We start from the raw sequence: 16,737 nt of genomic DNA, 5'->3' as shown, positions 1-16,737 counted from the left end.
CTTTATAATTTTATAGCTGGTTACTGATAATATTCTTTACCCCGGATGTTGTTGTGTAGAGGAATAGTGGCCGGTTCATCTTCAGGGGTAAGCTGGTCCAGGCGTTTACGGAGGATCTCCTCTATGACCGGATAGTTGTACTGTCCAATGTTGTCGGCCCAGCGGCAGGCGCCGGCAAGGCGGTCGGAGCCTACCCGTCTGGCAAAGCTCAGGATACCGGAACATGATTTATAAGCCTGCTCAGGATAGGCTTTGTGCTCCAGTACCTGGGCGATATATCGTGCTACATCTTCATGGATCTGTTCCGCTTCCTGTATAAACTTTTCGGGTGTCCATTCGGTTAAAAAGCGGTGCTGTGAGGCCAGATGCTCTTTGTCAGTAGTATAATGGTACTTGATCCGGTTGCGCTTATGGGCAGCAACCTGCGTGTAATGGAAATAGATCCGGACTATAGCAGAGGTATAAAGTACTTTTACCTTCTTACCAATATAAGTGTAGGGCACGCTGTAATAGTGAATATCTTCGCCTAAGCGCACATAACCGTTCTTCATCACTGTTGCCATGACTTGTTTGTGCACTTCGTACCGTATTGGGTTAAGTGTGCCAAGGGCTTCCCGTTCAATCTCTTCAAACTGTTCACGCCTCGAATAGCTGCGACCAGAAAAAGGTTTGTTGTTATGAATCTCCAGCGCCGGACGTATGGCAGCGTTCAGCGATTCCAGGTCACTGAACCTGCGGCCCTCCAGTCGCTGGTAAATACTCCGGTAGATCAGTTTAACAGCCCCTTCCACCAAAGACTTGTCGCGCGGCTTATAAGCTCTTGCAGGAACTACAGTTACCGAATAATGCTCCGCAAAAGCTGCGAACTCATCATTGAGCACTGCCTCATACTTGCTCCCTTTGGTTACCGCTGAACGCAGATTATCTGGAACGATCGCCCGGGGCACACCCTCGAAATAGTGCAGGGCATTCTCGCAGGCCCTGATCAGATCTTCCTTGCGCTGGCTTTCCACAGCTTCCACGTATGTAAGCTGGCTGCAGCCCAATATGGCTACAAACACCTCTGCATCACGTTCAGGACCATCAGCAGGATGAAATTGAAGTTTGCTCCCGGCAAAGTCGATATACATCTTATCACCTGCTTTGTGATCAATATGCATCACAGGTTTGGAAAGCTGAAGATAAGTATGGATAGCATTGTTAAAACGGGATCGTCCGTAACCTCCAGGATGTTTCGCTAAGTATTCCACATGCAATAGCTCACGGGTTACACCCTTCTTTTTTAGTCTTTTACAATACTCAGGAAGCAGTAACTCAAGTTCCTGCCGCCGGGGACTGTTTACAGTCTTGGCTGCCGAAGTCATGAAAAGTACCGACAGTTCACTATCGCTCTTGGCACTGAATTCTTCGTGGGTAATACCAAGCTGATGCCACACGCGAACATACTTTTTTACGGTAGTACGGGAACTGCCGACCATCCCATTAATGGTCTTGGTGCCGGTTCCCTGGCAATAAAGACGGATAATCTGCCTAAGTTTATTCATTTGAATTGGTTTATTGGACATTGGCATCAAGGATTTGTGTTTAGCGAAAAGCTAACAAAAACCCGGTCCATAGAAACCTTCGGAACTAAACTTTATGTTCTTTTCAGGGGATCACTTTGATTTGGCCAAAGGGGGACAGTTTACTTTGGCCGAAGGGGATCACTTTGCTCTGGCAGAGGGGGGCATTTTCAATTGGCCAAAAGGGGTCAGTTTGGTGTGTTTTATCCATATCCTTAATAGACAAGGAATTGAAGCCCAAAAAAAATGGGACAAGTCGTTTGAATTTTGACTTGTCCCATATGGTGATCCCGCTGGGATTCGAACCCAGGACCCCAACATTAAAAGTGTTATGCTCTACCGGCTGAGCTACGGAATCTTTTATTTTTAACGTTTAATACTTTTTGAAGTGTTTAACCGTTTCCGATAAAGTGAGGCAAAGATACGGCTCTGATGTATATTCTGCAATACCTTGCTGTGGTTTTTTTTGTTTTTTAAGTTAAGGGCTTAAATTTCAGCTGAATTAAATTTTAAAAGCCTGCCGGGCCTTAAAACAGTTGTAGTATTTCGGGCTTCTGAAGCGGGAATTCTTTTAAAATGTTCCACCTATGGCCGTCGTGCTTCAGTAACGTGAATTTGTCGATAGTAAAACTTCTCCTGAACTTCTTGTTTTTATACTCTTCCCAGATGCCCGCGAACACTTCCGGCGATACGTCGCGGTAGGCCACGGTTACATGTGGATTAAAGCTGGTGTTTCCTTTCATTTCGGGCGGATCGATCTTATTTTTATTGAAAACCGCTGATATGTCTTTTTGCAAAGCCTGAAGGAGGGCGCTTTTCGGCACTCTGATGTATACCGTATGGTTGTTGAATGAATCATAGTTTTCCAGCTGCTGTTCAAAGGGATTGTGCAGATGGCATACCGGCTTGAGCCATTGTATGAGATATTTCTCAATGTCGTCGTCTATATTAACGGGCCGGAAAAGGGTGACATGTACCGGCGGCCTCAGTGCTTTATAAACGCGGTACTTTTCGGAAATTTCTTTGCGGATCTCATCGATCTCTTCTGCAAGCGGGGCAGGGGGCAATATAGCGGTAAGATATAAACTCATATTCAAATATAAACAAAATACTAACAATATTAGCAAAATACTTACTTTGATCAGCGCGACTGCCATCCGCTTCGCACCCGCTTTTGAAAAGCTTCAGAATGGGAAGCACTCACTTAACGACCATGCCTTGTCTTCCTTCTGTGCTTCTTCGATAAAAAACAGAAGAAGCACGGGAGCGAGCGGCAAGATGCTCCGAATCCGGATAATTATCTTTCTGTAGGATTTCCGGTCGCGGTTAAAACCCATGCCTCGCCCGGGTTACTAAAAATTACCGCTCGTTTGGCATGCTTTTCGTAATTTCGCAGCAATGACTAAAAAAGAAAAACCTACGATCCTCGTTGTTAATGACGATGGTATTGATGCTCCAGGGATTAAAGTGCTGATAGATGCAATGAAAGACCTTGGAAGGGTAGTGGTGGTTGCGCCAGATAGTCCGCAATCGGCAACCGGGCACGCTATTACCATCGCAAGGCCGCTTCGTCTCGACCGGGTGCATATATATCCCGACGTTGAAATGTATAAGTGTTCGGGCACTCCGGTTGATTGTGTAAAGTTAGCTGTGAATAAAGTTTTTCACGATCAGAAGCCTGCTATTTGTGTTTCGGGTATTAATCATGGTCTCAACCATTCGATTAATGTGATCTATTCCGGAACCATGTCGGCAGCTGTTGAGGGGGCTATTGAAAGCATCCCTTCCATTGGCTTTTCATACGACGATTTTTCGTACGATGCCGATTTTAGCAAGTGTGTTCCTTTCGTGAAAGCGATAGCCAGGCAGGTGCTTGAGCATGGCTTGCCTGTGGGTACTTTGCTGAACGTTAATTTTCCGAAGGCTGAGAAGATGAAGGGGATTAAGATCTGCCGCCAGGCGAACGCTAAATGGGCGGAGGAGTTTGACGAACGTACCGATCCTCATAATCGTAACTATTACTGGCTTACCGGCGTGTTCCAGCTGAACGACAAAGGCGAGGACACCGACGTATGGGCCCTGAAAAATGAGTATGTTTCGCTTGTTCCGATTCAGTTTGATCTGACGGCTCATCATGCGATTCCTGTTTTAAATAACTGGCAATTCGATGTTCAAGAGGGATAATGTTTGGCTCGGGGTTTTACTCGGACTGGTGCTTCCGGGTATAGCCGCTTTCTTTGTGGAGGTTTTGAAAAAGAATGTGCGCATTCTGGAGAAAGACGATCTTCTCTATATTGGCTGCGCTGCGATTAACCTCATACTGGTGAGGATCTTGTTCAGGCAGTATAAAGAGAATACCGCTAAAGGGGTGGTTGCTTCTACCTTTATTTGTGCCTTTATATTTTTCTATTACAAGATGCATCAATAATTTTTAGAATGAAGTACTACCTCATTGCTGGCGAAGCTTCAGGGGATCTCCATGGAGCGAATCTCATGAAAGCGATTAAGAAGGCTGATGGTGATGCGCAGTTTAGGTTCCTCGGCGGTGATTTGATGATTGCCCAGGGCGGAGAACTGGTAAAACACTACAGCGACATGGCTTTTATGGGCTTTGTGGAAGTGGTTTTGAATCTGAGGACGATCATGAAGAACATGCGTCAGGCTAAGGAGGATATGCTGCGGTTTAAGCCGGATGCTTTGGTACTTATAGACTTCCCCGGGTTCAATCTCCGGATTGCTGAGTTTGCGAAACAGCATGGCATCAAAGTTTTCTACTATATCTCGCCGAAGGTGTGGGCCTGGAATCAGAAAAGGGTGCTGAAGATCAAGAAGGTGGTTGATCACCTGTATTGTATCCTTCCGTTTGAGGTCGACTTTTACCGTTCGTGGGGCATGGAGGTGAACTATGTGGGAAACCCGCTGCTGGATGCTATTGCTGATTTCCATCCGGATGATCAGTTCAGGCAGAAGCAGCAGCTGGATGAGCGGCCTGTGGTAGCGCTGCTGCCGGGAAGCCGGAAGCAGGAGATCACCAAGATCCTCCCCGATATGATTCAGACTGCGGCACGCTTCCCGGAATACCAGTTTGTGATTGCCGGGGCGCCAAATTTTGATGCCAGCTTCTACGATACTTTTATGCCGGGAAAGAAGTATCCTCTTGTGTTTAACAATACGTACAATCTTCTGAACATTGCGGAAGCTGCAGTGGTTGCTTCGGGAACGGCCACGCTTGAAACGGCCTTGTTTCATGTCCCCGAGGTGGTGGTGTATAAGGGCAGCGCGATCTCTATCGCTATCGCCCGCATGGTGATCAAAATCCGGTTTATCTCTCTGGTGAACCTTATAATGGACAGGGGAGTAGTTAAGGAACTGATCCAGCAGGATTGTAATCCGGATAAAATTTCGGATGAACTGAACCTGATCCTTAAAGATAGCAATTACAGAAATGAGATGCTTGAAAACTACCGTACTCTTTCTGTGAAAATGGGCGAGCCGGGAGCTTCGTCACGTACCGCGGAAATGATCGTTAGACAATTGACAATGGACAGTTGACAAGGGACAATGAACAATGGAGAATTGACAATTTAATGTATTAGTCGGCTGATGGCTGACTGCTGATAACTGATAGCTACAAAATGAAAGCAATACTTTTTGATTTGAACGGTACAATGATAGATGACATGCGATATCATACCGAGGCGTGGTACCGGATCCTTGTGGATGAACACGGCGCTGATCTTAGCATGGAAGAGGTGAAGAAGGAAATGTACGGCAAGAACCAGGAGGTGCTTGAGCGTGTGTTCGGCGAGAATCATTTTACTGCCGAAGAGATGGAAGCGCTTTCTATCGGTAAAGAGAAGCAATACCAGGAGGCTTTCAGGCCTCATCTTAAGTTGATTGAGGGCCTGGATCGTTTTCTCGAAAAAGCGCATAAACAGGGGATAAAAATGGCGGTAGCCTCGGCTGCAATTCCTTTTAATATTGATTTTGTGCTGGATGGCCTCGACATCCGTAAATATATTTCGGCCGTTGTGAGTGCTGATGATGTTAAACGCAGCAAGCCGGATCCGGAAACTTTTGTTATGGCTGCGGAGAAACTGGGAGTACAACCTGAAGACTGTATTGTCTTTGAAGATAATCCAAAAGGGGTGGAGTCTGCTCTTAACGGAGGTATGAAGGTAGTGGTGATCAAGACCGCCCACGAGGAGCATGAATTTGAGGGTCTTTCTAATATCCTGCGGTTTATTGATGATTACAATGATCCGTATCTCGAAGATCTGCTAAGAAACTAAAAAGGTCCGGATATTTCTCCGGACCTTTTTAGCTTTTAGCTTTCAGCTATTATTTAAACGCTGCTTCGCTCCATCTCAGCTCATTTTTAAGCTGGTAGAGGGTGGTATCTTTACCAATCTTCACAAACTCAATTCCGGCCATTTCGGCGAAGTCCTGCATATGTTCTGACGTAAGGTTCTGACTGTAGCAGGTGTGATGTGCTCCTCCGGCAAGGATCCAGGCTGCACAGCCGGTTTTCATGTCGGGATATGGCTTCCAGAGCACGCGTGCAACAGGAAGATTTGGAAGTTCGTGCTGAGGCGCGATGGCTTCTACTTCGTTCACCAATAAACGGAAGCGGTTACCCATATCAATAACAGAAGCATTTATCGCAGGTCCTGCGGCTACATTGAATACCAGGCGTACGGGATCGGCTTTTCCGCCTATTCCGAGAGGATGGATTTCGCATGAAGGTTTGCCGTCGGCTATAGATTCGCAGATTTCAAGCATGTGTGATCCGAGGACCATGGGGTTAGAAGGATCGAAGTGGTAAGTGTAATCTTCCATAAAGGCATTACCGCCTTTTAATCCGCTTCCCATCACTTTCATGGCACGTACCAGGGCTGCAGTTTTCCAGTCGCCTTCGCCCGCAAAGCCGTAGCCTTCGTTCATTAGTCTCTGGGCTGCAATCCCTGGCAATTGTACCATTCCATGCAAGTCTTCAAATGTATCAGAAAATCCCTTAAATCCACCATCTTTTAAGAAAGTTCTGATACCTATTTCTATCTTCGCTGCTTCGCGCAACGACGAGTATTGTGAGCCTCCCTTACGGAGTGCTTCTACAACCGCATATCTTTCTTCGTACTCGGCAGTGAGCTTGTCAACTTCATTGTCGCTGATCTGGTTAATAACGGCAACGAGGTCGCCAATGCCGTGGGTATTTACCGAGAAGCCGAACTTTAGTTCCGCTTCTACTTTGTCGCCATCGGTTACGGCCACGAAGCGCATGTTGTCGCCGAAGCGTACAAATTTAGCACCTTGCCAGTCGTACCAGCCAGCAGCAGCGCGGCTCCAGGCGTTGATCTGCTCAAGAACGTCGGTGTCCTGCCAGTGACCAACCACTACCTTGCGCTCAATGCGCATCCTCGACATGATAAACCCGAATTCGCGGTCGCCGTGAGCGCTCTGGTTCAGGTTCATGAAGTCCATGTCGATGGTGCCCCACGGAATATCTCTGTTAAACTGCGTATGCAGGTGCAATACAGGCTTCTGCAAAACCTTTAATCCGCTGATCCACATCTTGGCAGGGGAGAAGGTATGCATCCAGGTGATCACCCCAATACAGTTTTCTGCAACGTTTGCCTGCTGACAAATGGCATAAATTTCTTCCGTTGTTTTAACAGTGGGTTTAAAAACCACTCTCACCGGAATCTGCGAAGCTCCGTTTAAGGAGTTTGCAATTTCCTGCGAATGCTGAGCTACCTGCTGAAGGGTTTCTTCTCCGTATAAATGCTGGCTTCCTGTTACAAACCAGACTTCGAATTTTTTAAGATCTATCATTTTATTTAGTTATAAGTTGTAAGTTTTATGTTATAAGTTGTGGGTTGTGAGTTGCGGGTTGTATGTTGTGAGTTGTATGTTGTGGGTTGCATGTTGTGAGTTGTGTGTTGCATGTTGTGGGTTGCATGTTGCGGGTTGTATGTTGCGGGTTGTATGTTGTGAGTTGTGAGTTGTGTGATATGAGTTTTATGTTGTGAGTTTGTATGTTGCATTAATTAGATATTATGAATGCTAAGCTTTAATCTTGAAACCTGGAACTTATTTCCTTCAACTCTTCACTTTCAACTCTTCACTTTCAACTATTCACCTTCAACTTTCAACTCTGAACCTGCAACCCACAACCTGCAACCCACAACCCACAACCCGATTACTGCCCGTAATACGAATTAGGGCCGTGTTTACGCTCGAAGTGCTTCTTTATAAGAGAGTCTTTGAGCCTCGGTGCCTGTGGATTAATTTGTTCGGTTAGCAGGGCCATCTGGGCAACGGCTTCGAGAACAGCGCTGTTATACACTGCCTTTTCTGCTGTTTTACCCCAGGTGAAAGGAGCATGGTTTCCTACCAGCACCATTTCTACCTCTTCGTAGCTCAGCCCCTTTTCCTTAAAGCAGTCCATTATCTGGAAGCCCGTTTGGTACTCGTAGTCCCCTTCGATCATCGCATCATTCATTGGGGGCGCACATGGCACATCGACAGTGAGATGGTCGGCATGTGTTGTGCCGAAGATCGGAATATCCCTGTGACTTTGTGCCCAGGCTGTAGCGTAGGTGGAATGAGTATGAACAATACCACCAATCTTCTCCCAGTATTTATATAACACGGCGTGGGTGTTGGTATCCGATGAGGGCCGAAGTGAGCCCTCCACGATCTTGCCGTCGAAATCTACGATCACCATTTTCTCCGGAGAAAGTTCTTCGTAAGGTACTCCGCTCGGTTTAATAGCAAACACACCGGCCTGGCGGTCTGCTGCGCTTACATTACCAAAAGTAAACAGCACCAATCCCAGTTTGGGAAGCTGCATGTTGGTATCGTAAGCCGTTTGTCTGATATCTTCGTAATTCATTTTTTAGCTCTTGGCCCTTGTCCCTTGTCAATTGTTCCCTGTCAACTGTCAATTGTCAATTGTCCCCTGTCCATTGTCAATTGTCCCTTGTCAATGCTCCATTGTCAATTTTTCAATGACGGCTCCTGCCTCGGAGTAGCGTTCGTACCGTTTTGCATAGATTGCTACGCGTTCGGAATCAGGAAGATACTCTGCGTCGAAGCCCTGGCCCATGGCAGCCATCGCGTCTTCCACCTTAGGGTAGATGCCTGCGGCGGTAGCAGCGAACATCGCAGCGCCGATAGCGCAGGTTTGTTCAGACTTGTGAATCCTGATAGGCATGTTCATCACATCGGCCATCATCTGCATGATGAAAGGCGATTTTTTGGCCACTCCGCCCATGCCAATGAGTCCTTTAACCGGCACACCCTGCTCAATAAAGCGGTCAACTATCTTCCTTGCACCAAAGCAGGTTGCTTCAACCAGCGAGCGGAACATCTTTACGGCATCGCTTCCCAGATCAAGTCCTAGGAAGGCGCCTTTCAGAAGCTGGCTGGCATCCGGCGTACGACGTCCGTTCAGCCATTCAATGGCAAGTTCTCCGTTTTCTTCCAGGGGAAGCTGATCCGCCAGGCGGCTTAGTTCAGGGATGATACGTCCTTCGATATCTACGATCAATTTTGCTGCGGTGTCAGCATCAATAATGTCCGATTGTGAAATGAGTTGTTTTACCGGCCACATCAGTACATTCTTAAACCATGCGTATGCATCGCCGAAAGCCGATTGTCCGGCTTCCATTCCGATCATCCCAGGAATAATCGATCCGTTCACCTGTCCGCATATTCCTCTTACCAGCGTTCCCTTCACTTCATCTGCAGGAGCAACCAGCATGTCGCATGTGGATGTTCCCATCACCTTACTAAGGTAGTAGGGCTCTATTTGTCCGCCTACCGCGCCCATATGGGCATCGAAAGCTCCAATGCCTATCACAACGTCTTCAGATAATCCCAGCCGTTCTGCCCATTCGGCGCTTAAAGTACCGGCAGCCTCTGAAGAAGTATACGTTTCGCCAGGCAACTTTGAAGTAAAACCTTTCAGAAGAGGGTCGAGGGTAGCGAAAAACTCATCAGGAGGGAAGCCTTCGAATTCTTCAGACCATAATGACTTATGTCCGGCTGAGCAAACCCCCCGTTTAATTTGTGTTGCATCTTTTCCTCCTGTTAGCAGGAAGGGAATCCAGTCGCAGTGTTCAACCCAGCTGTAGCAGGCATTTCTTACCTGCGCATCGGCGCGGAATACATGCAGCAGTTTTGCCCAGAACCATTCAGATGAATAAATCCCTCCAACAAACTGAAGGTAGTTTGTTGCGAAATTCTTAGCGTGTTCATTGATCTCTGCGGCCTCCTTAACGGATGTGTGGTCTTTCCAAAGCACAAACATGGCGTTGGGATTTTCTGCAAACTCCGGTAGTAAAGCCAGGGGAGTTCCGGTTTTGTCTACAGCTACCGGGGTAGATCCTGTAGTGTCCACCGAAATCGCCTTTATATTCGCGGCAACAGCTTCACCTGCCTGCTGCAGACACTTTTTGATCGTCTGCTCCACACCTTCAATATAGTCGAGAGGGTGCTGCCTGAACTGATTTCTTTCGGGGTTACAATACTTGCCTTCCTTCCAGCGGGGATAGTAAAAAACGGATGCGGCAACTTCCTGTCCGTTCTTCGTATTAACGATTACTGAGCGTACGGAATCCGTTCCGTAATCTACTCCTATTACAAAGTGTTCTGAGTTCATAACTGGTATTCGTGTCTAAATAACACTTATCTGTATCAAAAATAGAAATTCCTTTTTAAAAAGCATATTTTTTAAAAAAGAAAATTATCGGGATTGGGGACGAAGTTTAAAAATGAGTGAAACTTATCCTTATACTTTGATTTGTCGATCACATAGTAAAAGGCTCCTTTTTTAGAGTTCTCTTTGTCTTTTTCTTTCTGCTTGATAAGCAGACCAGTGGAGAGTACTTTCCTGCTGAAGTTTCGCTTGTCGAATTCGGCGTCGTAAACACCGGTATACAGAGCCTGTAACTGGGGGAGAGTGAATTTTTCGGGCAGCAACTCAAAAAGGACAGGATGTAACGCAGCTTTATAGCGAAGGTCCTTCAGCGCTGCGCGTACCATTTCCTCATGATCGAAAATGAGCTGTGGCATATCTTTAAGGAGAAACCATTCGGGCTGGTACTCATCACTCAGCTGTTCCTTATACTTCCGGATATCAATTAAGGCAGAGTAAACAATGCTCACCACGCGTTCTATGGGATCGCGGCTGGGGTTTCCGAAGGCCCTGAGCTGGTCCATGTAAACACCTTCCAGTCCGGTAAGTTGTTTCAGGATTCTTCCGGCTGCAGCATCGGTACTTTCGTCGGGCTGAACAAAACCTCCCATCAGGCTCCACTTGTTTTTCTCAGGCACGAGAGCCCTGTGGATAAGTAAAAGTTTCAGGTTCTCGCCATCGAAGCCGAAAATGATGCAGTCGATTGCAATAAGAAAGCGGGTTTGATTAGGGTACTTGTTCATCGAATCGTGCTACAATTATAAATGATGAAAATTAACCACGCAAATATATTCTTATCTTTGCCATCTATGTCGCAACAAGTAACTCCCTACAAAGATAAAAATGCTTCGAAAAAAGAGCAGGTAGCTGATATGTTTAATAAGGTTTCGGGAACATATGATTTTCTGAATCACTTTATGTCTCTTGGGATCGATATTATCTGGAGAAAAATAGCAATAGGGGAGCTGAAAAGTAACAAACCGGAATACCTGCTTGATGTGGCCACCGGAACAGGCGACTTCGCTTTCGAGGCTATCCGTATGCTGAAGCCAAAGAAAGTGATCGGTGTGGATATTTCGGAAGGTATGTTAGGTGTTGCCGCGGAGAAGATAAAGAAACGGGGACTTGGTGATGTGTTTGAAGTGAGGATGGGTGATTCTGAGAAGCTCCTGTTTGAAGATAACACATTCGATGCGGTTACTGTAGCATATGGTGTTAGAAATTACGAAGATCTGGAAAAGGGCCTTGGAGATATGCTGAGGGTTTTAAAGCCCGGGGGTAAAATAGTGATCCTGGAGTTTTCGAAGCCTAAGGTTTTTCCGGTAAAGCAGCTGTATAACTTTTACTTTAACTCGATCACCCCGGCTATTGGAAAGCTTTTTTCTAAAGACAATAGCGCTTATAAATATCTGCCTGAATCTGTCGCTGCTTTCCCGGAGGGAAAAGCGCTTACTGATCTGATGGAGAAAGTAGGGTACCGGGAAACTAAAAGCCGGCCGCTGACGTTTGGCATTAGTTCGATCTATACAGGTGTTAAATGAGAAAGTGTATAGGTGTTTTCGTTATATTTCTCTTTACTGCTCTTGGGGCGTCGGCACAGGACAACTGGGGCGGGGGAGTTGATGACGAGGTGCTGCACTTTGGTTTTACCTTTCAATATGTGAATTCTGAATTCAAGGTGCTGAAGACCCCGCAATGGAGAACGCCTTTTAGCACTTTATACCCCCAGCTTCAGCATGATCCTTCTGAAACGATCCTTTATGATACCTTATATAGTGTAAGCTCTTCCGGAAGCCCCGGCTTTGGACTTGGGTTTGTGAGCAACCTTCGCCTGGGGAACAATGCCGATCTGCGCTTTACGCCGACCCTTGTATTTGCCGACCGCCTTGCTTATTATGAGTACCGCTATACGGGCCAGGTTTTAGAGAAGAAGGTTCAGTCGTCGGTGATTGATCTTCCGCTTGGTATTAAGATTAAATCCGACAGGCGGAAAAACTTCAGGGCTTATCTCCTGGCTGGCGCAAAGTACTCCATGGATATTATTTCTAAAAAGAAGCTGGATGATGAGAACAATATCTTTTCGGAGAAGCTTCTGAAAAATAAGAAGAACTACCTTTCGTATGAGGCCGGTATCGGTTTCGATCTCTACTTTGAATATTTCAAGCTGTCGCCCGAGATCAAATTCTCCCAGTCGTTTAATGATGTGCTGAAACATGACGTCACTCCGTTTGCCAGTCCCGTTGATAAACTTTATTTAAGGAATATCCAGTTTAGCCTGTATTTTGAGTAAGGTTGCGGGTTGTGTTTTGTGATGAGTATCAAGTATCAAGACGCAGGTATCAAGACAAGTGGTTGCTTGAGACTAAAGCTGCGGGACGGTTATAAGTTATGAGTTGAGTCGATTGGTGAAAGCCAAAAGTCAATTGCCAATAGCCAACTGCTAAATAACATTGGGATAATAACGGAAGTTATTACTAATTTCGCCATCAAAATATTAGATATGCCTAAAATTGCTCTTATAACGGGAGCTACTGCTGGAATCGGCGAAGCCTGTGCGAGGTTATTTGCCGCACAAAACTACAATCTCATTCTCACAGGCAGGCGGACGGAAAGGCTGGAATGTTTATCCTCCGAACTGCGCAGTACTCACCACGTTCAAATACAGATCCTCACGCTCGACGTACGCAGCAAAACTGAAGTTGAAGCGCAGCTTTCGTCCTTACCCGAAGAATGGAAAGCCGTAGATGTATTAATTAATAACGCGGGTCTTAGTCAGGGGCTCGATCCAATCCATGAAGGTAATACGGACGACTGGGATACGATGATTGACACGAATGTCAAAGGCCTTCTTTATGTTACCCGGGTGGTTTCGCCATGGATGGTAAAGCGGAAACACGGTCATATTGTAAACCTGGGTTCTATTGCTGGTAAAGAGACCTATGCCAACGGCAATGTTTATTGCGCCACAAAACACGCTGTCGACTCTCTGAACAAGGGGATGCGCATCGACCTTCTGCCTTACGGAATTAAAGTGACCGCCGTCCATCCGGGGGCTGTTGAAACAGAATTCTCTGAAGTGAGGTTTAAAGGAGATACCGGCAGGGCAAAAAAGGTGTATGAGGGCTTTGACCCGCTGGTTGCAGAGGATATAGCCAATACAATATGGTATGTGGTGTCAACGCCTCCGCATGTGAACATTAACGAGCTGGTGGTTATGCCTGTGGCGCAGGCCGGAGCGTATTACTGGCATAAAGAGAATTGACAATTGACAGTTGACAATTGACAATGGAAAGTTGACAGTTGACAATGGATAATGGGCAAGGGTCAATTGACAGTTGACAATGGACAAGAGCTGATTGCTGATAGCCGATAGCGAATAAAGCAGCAAACAAATAGAATTTTAATTGACAATGCTGATGCCTGAAACTATCACTAAAAAGCTGATAGCTGAAGGCTGAGAGCAGAAAGCTTAAAAATATGTTACAACAAAAAGTAGATCAGGAAATTAAAGCAGCGATGCTTGCAAAGAGTGAAGCCCGGTTACGGGGACTTCGTGCGATTAAGGCAGCCATTTTGCTGGCTAAGTCGGAAAAAGGAAATTCTGAGGGCCTCACCGAAGAAACGGAAGTGAAGGTGCTGCAAAAGCTGGCCAAACAGCGTAAAGAGTCTGCCGATATTTATAAAGCACAAAACAGGGACGACCTTTACACCATCGAGATGGAGGAATTGAAGGTTATAGAAGAATTCCTTCCCCAGCAGTTAAGCAGAGAGGAAATTACTGAGTTAATAAAGGAGGTAATAAAAAGTACCGGCGCCAGCTCGGTGAAAGATATGGGCAAGGTGATGGGCGCTGCTAATAAGGAACTTGCGGGTAAGGCAGATGGTAAGACTATTTCTGAAGTGGTAAAACAACTTCTTTCCTGATTGTTTATTTTTCAGCTTTGTTGCGATTAGTTTATAAAAGCGTACTTTTATTCCTGATTGTGCATATAAATTGCGCCTCAATTTAATTTAGCTAAACACACTCGTTTAGAACTATGAGTTATATCGTAAAAGAAGAAAACGGATTTAAGTATATTGAGGAAGGAGAAGGTGATACCTTATTACTGCTTCACGGCCTGTTCGGCGCGTTAAGCAATTGGGAAGACGTTACTGAAGCCTTTAAATCTCAGTACAGGGTTGTAATTCCGTTATTGCCTATTTATGAGCTTCCCCTGCTTACTACAGGTGTAACAACACTTGCCAAGTTTTTGCTGAGGTTTGTGCGGCATAAGCAGTTGAAAAACATCAATCTGCTAGGCAATTCCCTGGGAGGCCATGTCGCTTTAATATTTACACTCAGCAATCCCGAATATGTGAAAGCCCTTGTATTGACGGGCAGCTCGGGCTTATACGAGAATTCCTTCGGCGGATCTTTCCCCCGCAGGGAAAGCTACGACTTCATCCAGGAAAAGGTGGCCTTTACTTTTTACGATCCGGCAATGGCTACAAAAGAACTTGTAGACGAAGTTTTTGCCGCTGTTAACGACCGTAATAAGGTGATCAGAATTTTATCTATGGCTAAATCGGCCATCAGACATAATATGGCAAAGGATTTGCATAAGATCACTATACCGGTTTGCCTCATTTGGGGGAAAGATGATAAGGTAACACCTCCTGAAGTTGCAGAAGAGTTTTATCATCTGTTACCTAATTCGGAGCTAAACTGGGTAGATAAATGCGGACATGCTCCGATGATGGAGCGGCCTGCAGAGTTTATTGAATACTTACAAAAATTTTTAGACAGAGTACTCCTGAAGTAATATGTTAGCGAAGGAACTTATATCTGATGCAATACCCCCTTTAACGCCTTCCGATAGTATTCAGAAGGCGTTGGACCGTATGGCAGAGTTCCGGTTGAGCCATTTGCCCGTAGTAGATGAAGTCCAGCTTCTCGGAGTGCTGTCTGATGACGACCTTTTCGAAACCCCTGATTTTAATACGGTACTCGCCGACTCAGGATTGATGCTAAAGAAAGTTTTCATGGATCATGAACAGCATGTTTATGAGGTGATCCGAATGTTTCATGAAAGCCGCCTCAGTGTTGTACCTGTACTGGATGAGAATAAACATTACCTGGGTGTAATATCCATAAATACGATGATGGAATATATTGCGTCTATAACTGCAATGAAGGAGCCGGGAGGGATTATCGTTCTAGAAATGAACAACCGCAATAGTTCTTTATCGCATATCGCCCAGATTGTTGAATCGAATAATTGCCGGATCCTCAGTTCTTATATTACATCCTTTGTCGATTCAACCCGTACTGAAATTACTCTGAAATTGAATCGCAGTGATATTACTGCTATCGTTGCATCTTTCCTTAGGTACGACTATACCGTTATTGCAACATTTAATGATATTAAAGATGAAGCGGGCAGCTCCGACAGGTACGAACAACTGATGAACTACCTGAGTTTTTGATCGGAGATGCGACTGCCCTTCCATCGGTTATGCCAAAAAGATGAAATAAAATGAAGATTGCAATTTACGGCAGGGAGTTTAGTAATACTACATTACCTTTTGTTCAGGAGGTCTTTGATTGCCTTAGGAAGTTCGATATTGAGCTTTATATCTACGAAAAGTTCAATAAGTTTATATCAGGCCGGATTTATTTCCCCCGTAAATTATGGGTATTTAAAGATCACCACGAAATCAAAGGACTTGTCGACGTAATGATCAGTCTCGGTGGCGACGGAACGATGCTTGATACGGTGACATTGATAAGAGATTCGGGCATCCCTGTTATCGGTATCAATTTCGGGCGTCTCGGTTTTCTCGCCAGTATTAATAAAGGAGATATCCTGCCTGCTATTGAGAGCCTGGTGAAACGCGAATACACCATAGATAGTCGTGATTTATTGCGGGTAGATACAGATAATGAGATCTTTGGCGACGAGAACTTCGCGCTGAACGATCTAACGGTCCATCGCCGCGATAATTCGGCCATGATGATCATCCACGCTTACCTCAATGGGGAGTTCCTCAATTCATACTGGGCCGACGGCCTAATTGTGGCAACGCCCACCGGCTCTACAGCCTATTCCCTCAGCTGCGGAGGTCCGATCATTTTCCCTCAGTCCGAGAATTTTGTGATTACTCCCATCTCTCCTCATAATCTGAATGTACGACCTGTGGTGATCTCCGATGCGTACACGCTCTCGTTTGAACTGGAAGGCAGAAGCTCCAAGTATCTGCTGTCGCTCGACTCGCGAACAAAAATAATAGACTGCTCTCTGAAGTTCAGCGTCCGCAAGGCCGACTTTCAGATCAACCTGGTGAGGCTTAATAACGAAAGCTATCTGTCGACTTTAAGGAATAAGATGCTCTGGGGCATCGACACAAGGAATTATTAGCAGAATCACAACAACAATACAAAAATGACTCGCCACTGTAACAAGCAAAGAGCGCTTTTTAAACAATTTAGTAGTT

Annotated in this window: 17 protein-coding genes and 1 tRNA gene; 11 read left to right on the top strand and 7 right to left on the bottom strand. The window is 45.7% G+C overall.

Annotated elements, in window-relative coordinates; translation table 11 throughout:
* Nucleotides 1-20: 20 nt before the first annotated feature.
* From istA to BDE36_RS15980, 3 genes are all read right to left on the bottom strand, one after another.
* Nucleotides 21-1,544 carry an IS21 family transposase gene (istA, locus tag BDE36_RS15990; RefSeq protein WP_235904557.1) on the bottom strand — a complete coding sequence of 508 codons (1,524 nt, stop codon included), beginning with the start codon at nucleotides 1,542-1,544 and terminating at the stop codon, nucleotides 21-23.
* A 300-nt stretch (nucleotides 1,545-1,844) separates the two neighbouring features.
* Nucleotides 1,845-1,920 (bottom strand) — tRNA-Lys (locus tag BDE36_RS15985).
* A gap of 169 nt (nucleotides 1,921-2,089) precedes the next feature.
* Entirely contained in the window at nucleotides 2,090-2,653 is a 564-nt protein-coding gene (locus BDE36_RS15980) for a 2'-5' RNA ligase family protein (RefSeq protein WP_161987646.1), read from the bottom strand.
* A gap of 307 nt (nucleotides 2,654-2,960) precedes the next feature.
* Here BDE36_RS15980 and surE point away from each other — a divergent pair, with 307 nt between their 5' ends.
* The 4 genes from surE to BDE36_RS15960 all read left to right on the top strand — a co-directional run bounded on the left by surE (nucleotide 2,961) and on the right by BDE36_RS15960 (nucleotide 5,854).
* Nucleotides 2,961-3,746, top strand: a complete 786-nt coding sequence (surE, locus tag BDE36_RS15975; RefSeq protein WP_141815666.1) for a 5'/3'-nucleotidase SurE — start codon at nucleotides 2,961-2,963, stop codon at nucleotides 3,744-3,746.
* Nucleotides 3,730-3,990 carry a stationary phase survival protein SurE gene (locus tag BDE36_RS15970; protein WP_141815665.1) on the top strand — a complete coding sequence of 87 codons (261 nt, stop codon included), beginning with the start codon at nucleotides 3,730-3,732 and terminating at the stop codon, nucleotides 3,988-3,990. Before surE ends, BDE36_RS15970 begins: the two co-directional genes overlap by 17 nt.
* An 8-nt stretch (nucleotides 3,991-3,998) precedes the next feature.
* Nucleotides 3,999-5,114, top strand: coding sequence for a lipid-A-disaccharide synthase (lpxB, locus tag BDE36_RS15965; RefSeq protein WP_141815664.1), 1,116 nt, complete (start codon nucleotides 3,999-4,001; stop codon nucleotides 5,112-5,114).
* A gap of 83 nt (nucleotides 5,115-5,197) precedes the next feature.
* Nucleotides 5,198-5,854: an HAD family hydrolase gene (locus BDE36_RS15960; RefSeq protein ID WP_141815663.1), complete on the top strand. Its 657-nt coding sequence runs from the start codon at nucleotides 5,198-5,200 to the stop codon at nucleotides 5,852-5,854.
* 49 nt (nucleotides 5,855-5,903) lie between these two features.
* Here the strand turns inward: BDE36_RS15960 and araA are convergent, their stop codons facing one another.
* From araA to BDE36_RS15935, 4 genes are all read right to left on the bottom strand, one after another.
* Nucleotides 5,904-7,394, bottom strand: coding sequence for an L-arabinose isomerase (gene araA / locus BDE36_RS15955; RefSeq protein WP_141815662.1), 1,491 nt, complete (start codon nucleotides 7,392-7,394; stop codon nucleotides 5,904-5,906).
* 367 nt (nucleotides 7,395-7,761) lie between these two features.
* The gene (locus BDE36_RS15945) at nucleotides 7,762-8,457 is read right to left on the bottom strand and encodes an L-ribulose-5-phosphate 4-epimerase (protein ID WP_128771448.1); all 696 of its coding nucleotides are present in this window, start codon (nucleotides 8,455-8,457) and stop codon (nucleotides 7,762-7,764) included.
* A 90-nt stretch (nucleotides 8,458-8,547) separates the two neighbouring features.
* On the bottom strand, nucleotides 8,548-10,227 hold the full coding sequence (locus BDE36_RS15940) for a ribulokinase (RefSeq protein WP_141815660.1): 1,680 nt from the start codon (nucleotides 10,225-10,227) through the stop codon (nucleotides 8,548-8,550).
* 71 nt (nucleotides 10,228-10,298) lie between these two features.
* Nucleotides 10,299-11,006, bottom strand: a complete 708-nt coding sequence (locus tag BDE36_RS15935; RefSeq protein WP_128771450.1) for an NUDIX hydrolase — start codon at nucleotides 11,004-11,006, stop codon at nucleotides 10,299-10,301.
* Nucleotides 11,007-11,072: 66 nt separating this feature from the next.
* Here BDE36_RS15935 and ubiE point away from each other — a divergent pair, with 66 nt between their 5' ends.
* The 7 genes from ubiE (at nucleotide 11,073) to BDE36_RS15900 (ending at nucleotide 16,661) form a co-directional block, all read left to right on the top strand.
* Nucleotides 11,073-11,804: a bifunctional demethylmenaquinone methyltransferase/2-methoxy-6-polyprenyl-1,4-benzoquinol methylase UbiE gene (ubiE, locus tag BDE36_RS15930; RefSeq protein ID WP_141815659.1), complete on the top strand. Its 732-nt coding sequence runs from the start codon at nucleotides 11,073-11,075 to the stop codon at nucleotides 11,802-11,804.
* Complete coding sequence (porT, locus tag BDE36_RS15925) at nucleotides 11,801-12,553, top strand: type IX secretion/gliding motility protein PorT/SprT (RefSeq protein ID WP_141815658.1); 753 nt, start codon at nucleotides 11,801-11,803, stop codon at nucleotides 12,551-12,553. The genes ubiE and porT overlap by 4 nt, the downstream gene beginning before the upstream one ends.
* Nucleotides 12,554-12,763: 210 nt before the next feature.
* Nucleotides 12,764-13,525: an SDR family oxidoreductase gene (locus BDE36_RS15920; RefSeq protein WP_141815657.1), complete on the top strand. Its 762-nt coding sequence runs from the start codon at nucleotides 12,764-12,766 to the stop codon at nucleotides 13,523-13,525.
* 215 nt (nucleotides 13,526-13,740) lie between these two features.
* Nucleotides 13,741-14,187: a GatB/YqeY domain-containing protein gene (locus BDE36_RS15915; RefSeq protein WP_141815656.1), complete on the top strand. Its 447-nt coding sequence runs from the start codon at nucleotides 13,741-13,743 to the stop codon at nucleotides 14,185-14,187.
* Between the two features lie 113 nt (nucleotides 14,188-14,300).
* Nucleotides 14,301-15,065 carry an alpha/beta fold hydrolase gene (locus tag BDE36_RS15910; RefSeq protein WP_128771455.1) on the top strand — a complete coding sequence of 255 codons (765 nt, stop codon included), beginning with the start codon at nucleotides 14,301-14,303 and terminating at the stop codon, nucleotides 15,063-15,065.
* A gap of 1 nt (nucleotide 15,066) precedes the next feature.
* Complete coding sequence (locus BDE36_RS15905; protein ID WP_128771456.1) at nucleotides 15,067-15,729, top strand: CBS domain-containing protein; 663 nt, start codon at nucleotides 15,067-15,069, stop codon at nucleotides 15,727-15,729.
* 50 nt (nucleotides 15,730-15,779) lie between these two features.
* Nucleotides 15,780-16,661, top strand: a complete 882-nt coding sequence (locus BDE36_RS15900; RefSeq protein ID WP_128771457.1) for an NAD kinase — start codon at nucleotides 15,780-15,782, stop codon at nucleotides 16,659-16,661.
* Nucleotides 16,662-16,737 lie beyond the last annotated feature (76 nt).

This window comes from Arcticibacter tournemirensis (assembly GCF_006716645.1).
GTDB lineage: Bacteria > Bacteroidota > Bacteroidia > Sphingobacteriales > Sphingobacteriaceae > Arcticibacter > Arcticibacter tournemirensis.
Note: the sequence above shows the minus strand (reverse complement) of the source record. Positions and strands in the feature narration are given on the sequence as shown.

What these genes read in the sequence shown, in the direction of transcription:
- istA (WP_235904557.1), bottom strand. Translation starts at nt 1,544, where the DNA reads ATGAATAAACTTAGGCAGATTATCCGTCTTTATTGCCAGGGAACCGGC.
- BDE36_RS15980 (WP_161987646.1), bottom strand. Translation starts at nt 2,653, where the DNA reads ATGAGTTTATATCTTACCGCTATATTGCCCCCTGCCCCGCTTGCAGAA.
- surE (WP_141815666.1), top strand. Translation starts at nt 2,961, where the DNA reads ATGACTAAAAAAGAAAAACCTACGATCCTCGTTGTTAATGACGATGGT.
- BDE36_RS15970 (WP_141815665.1), top strand. Translation starts at nt 3,730, where the DNA reads ATGTTCAAGAGGGATAATGTTTGGCTCGGGGTTTTACTCGGACTGGTG.
- lpxB (WP_141815664.1), top strand. Translation starts at nt 3,999, where the DNA reads ATGAAGTACTACCTCATTGCTGGCGAAGCTTCAGGGGATCTCCATGGA.
- BDE36_RS15960 (WP_141815663.1), top strand. Translation starts at nt 5,198, where the DNA reads ATGAAAGCAATACTTTTTGATTTGAACGGTACAATGATAGATGACATG.
- araA (WP_141815662.1), bottom strand. Translation starts at nt 7,394, where the DNA reads ATGATAGATCTTAAAAAATTCGAAGTCTGGTTTGTAACAGGAAGCCAG.
- BDE36_RS15945 (WP_128771448.1), bottom strand. Translation starts at nt 8,457, where the DNA reads ATGAATTACGAAGATATCAGACAAACGGCTTACGATACCAACATGCAG.
- BDE36_RS15940 (WP_141815660.1), bottom strand. Translation starts at nt 10,227, where the DNA reads ATGAACTCAGAACACTTTGTAATAGGAGTAGATTACGGAACGGATTCC.
- BDE36_RS15935 (WP_128771450.1), bottom strand. Translation starts at nt 11,006, where the DNA reads ATGAACAAGTACCCTAATCAAACCCGCTTTCTTATTGCAATCGACTGC.
- ubiE (WP_141815659.1), top strand. Translation starts at nt 11,073, where the DNA reads ATGTCGCAACAAGTAACTCCCTACAAAGATAAAAATGCTTCGAAAAAA.
- porT (WP_141815658.1), top strand. Translation starts at nt 11,801, where the DNA reads ATGAGAAAGTGTATAGGTGTTTTCGTTATATTTCTCTTTACTGCTCTT.
- BDE36_RS15920 (WP_141815657.1), top strand. Translation starts at nt 12,764, where the DNA reads ATGCCTAAAATTGCTCTTATAACGGGAGCTACTGCTGGAATCGGCGAA.
- BDE36_RS15915 (WP_141815656.1), top strand. Translation starts at nt 13,741, where the DNA reads ATGTTACAACAAAAAGTAGATCAGGAAATTAAAGCAGCGATGCTTGCA.
- BDE36_RS15910 (WP_128771455.1), top strand. Translation starts at nt 14,301, where the DNA reads ATGAGTTATATCGTAAAAGAAGAAAACGGATTTAAGTATATTGAGGAA.
- BDE36_RS15905 (WP_128771456.1), top strand. Translation starts at nt 15,067, where the DNA reads ATGTTAGCGAAGGAACTTATATCTGATGCAATACCCCCTTTAACGCCT.
- BDE36_RS15900 (WP_128771457.1), top strand. Translation starts at nt 15,780, where the DNA reads ATGAAGATTGCAATTTACGGCAGGGAGTTTAGTAATACTACATTACCT.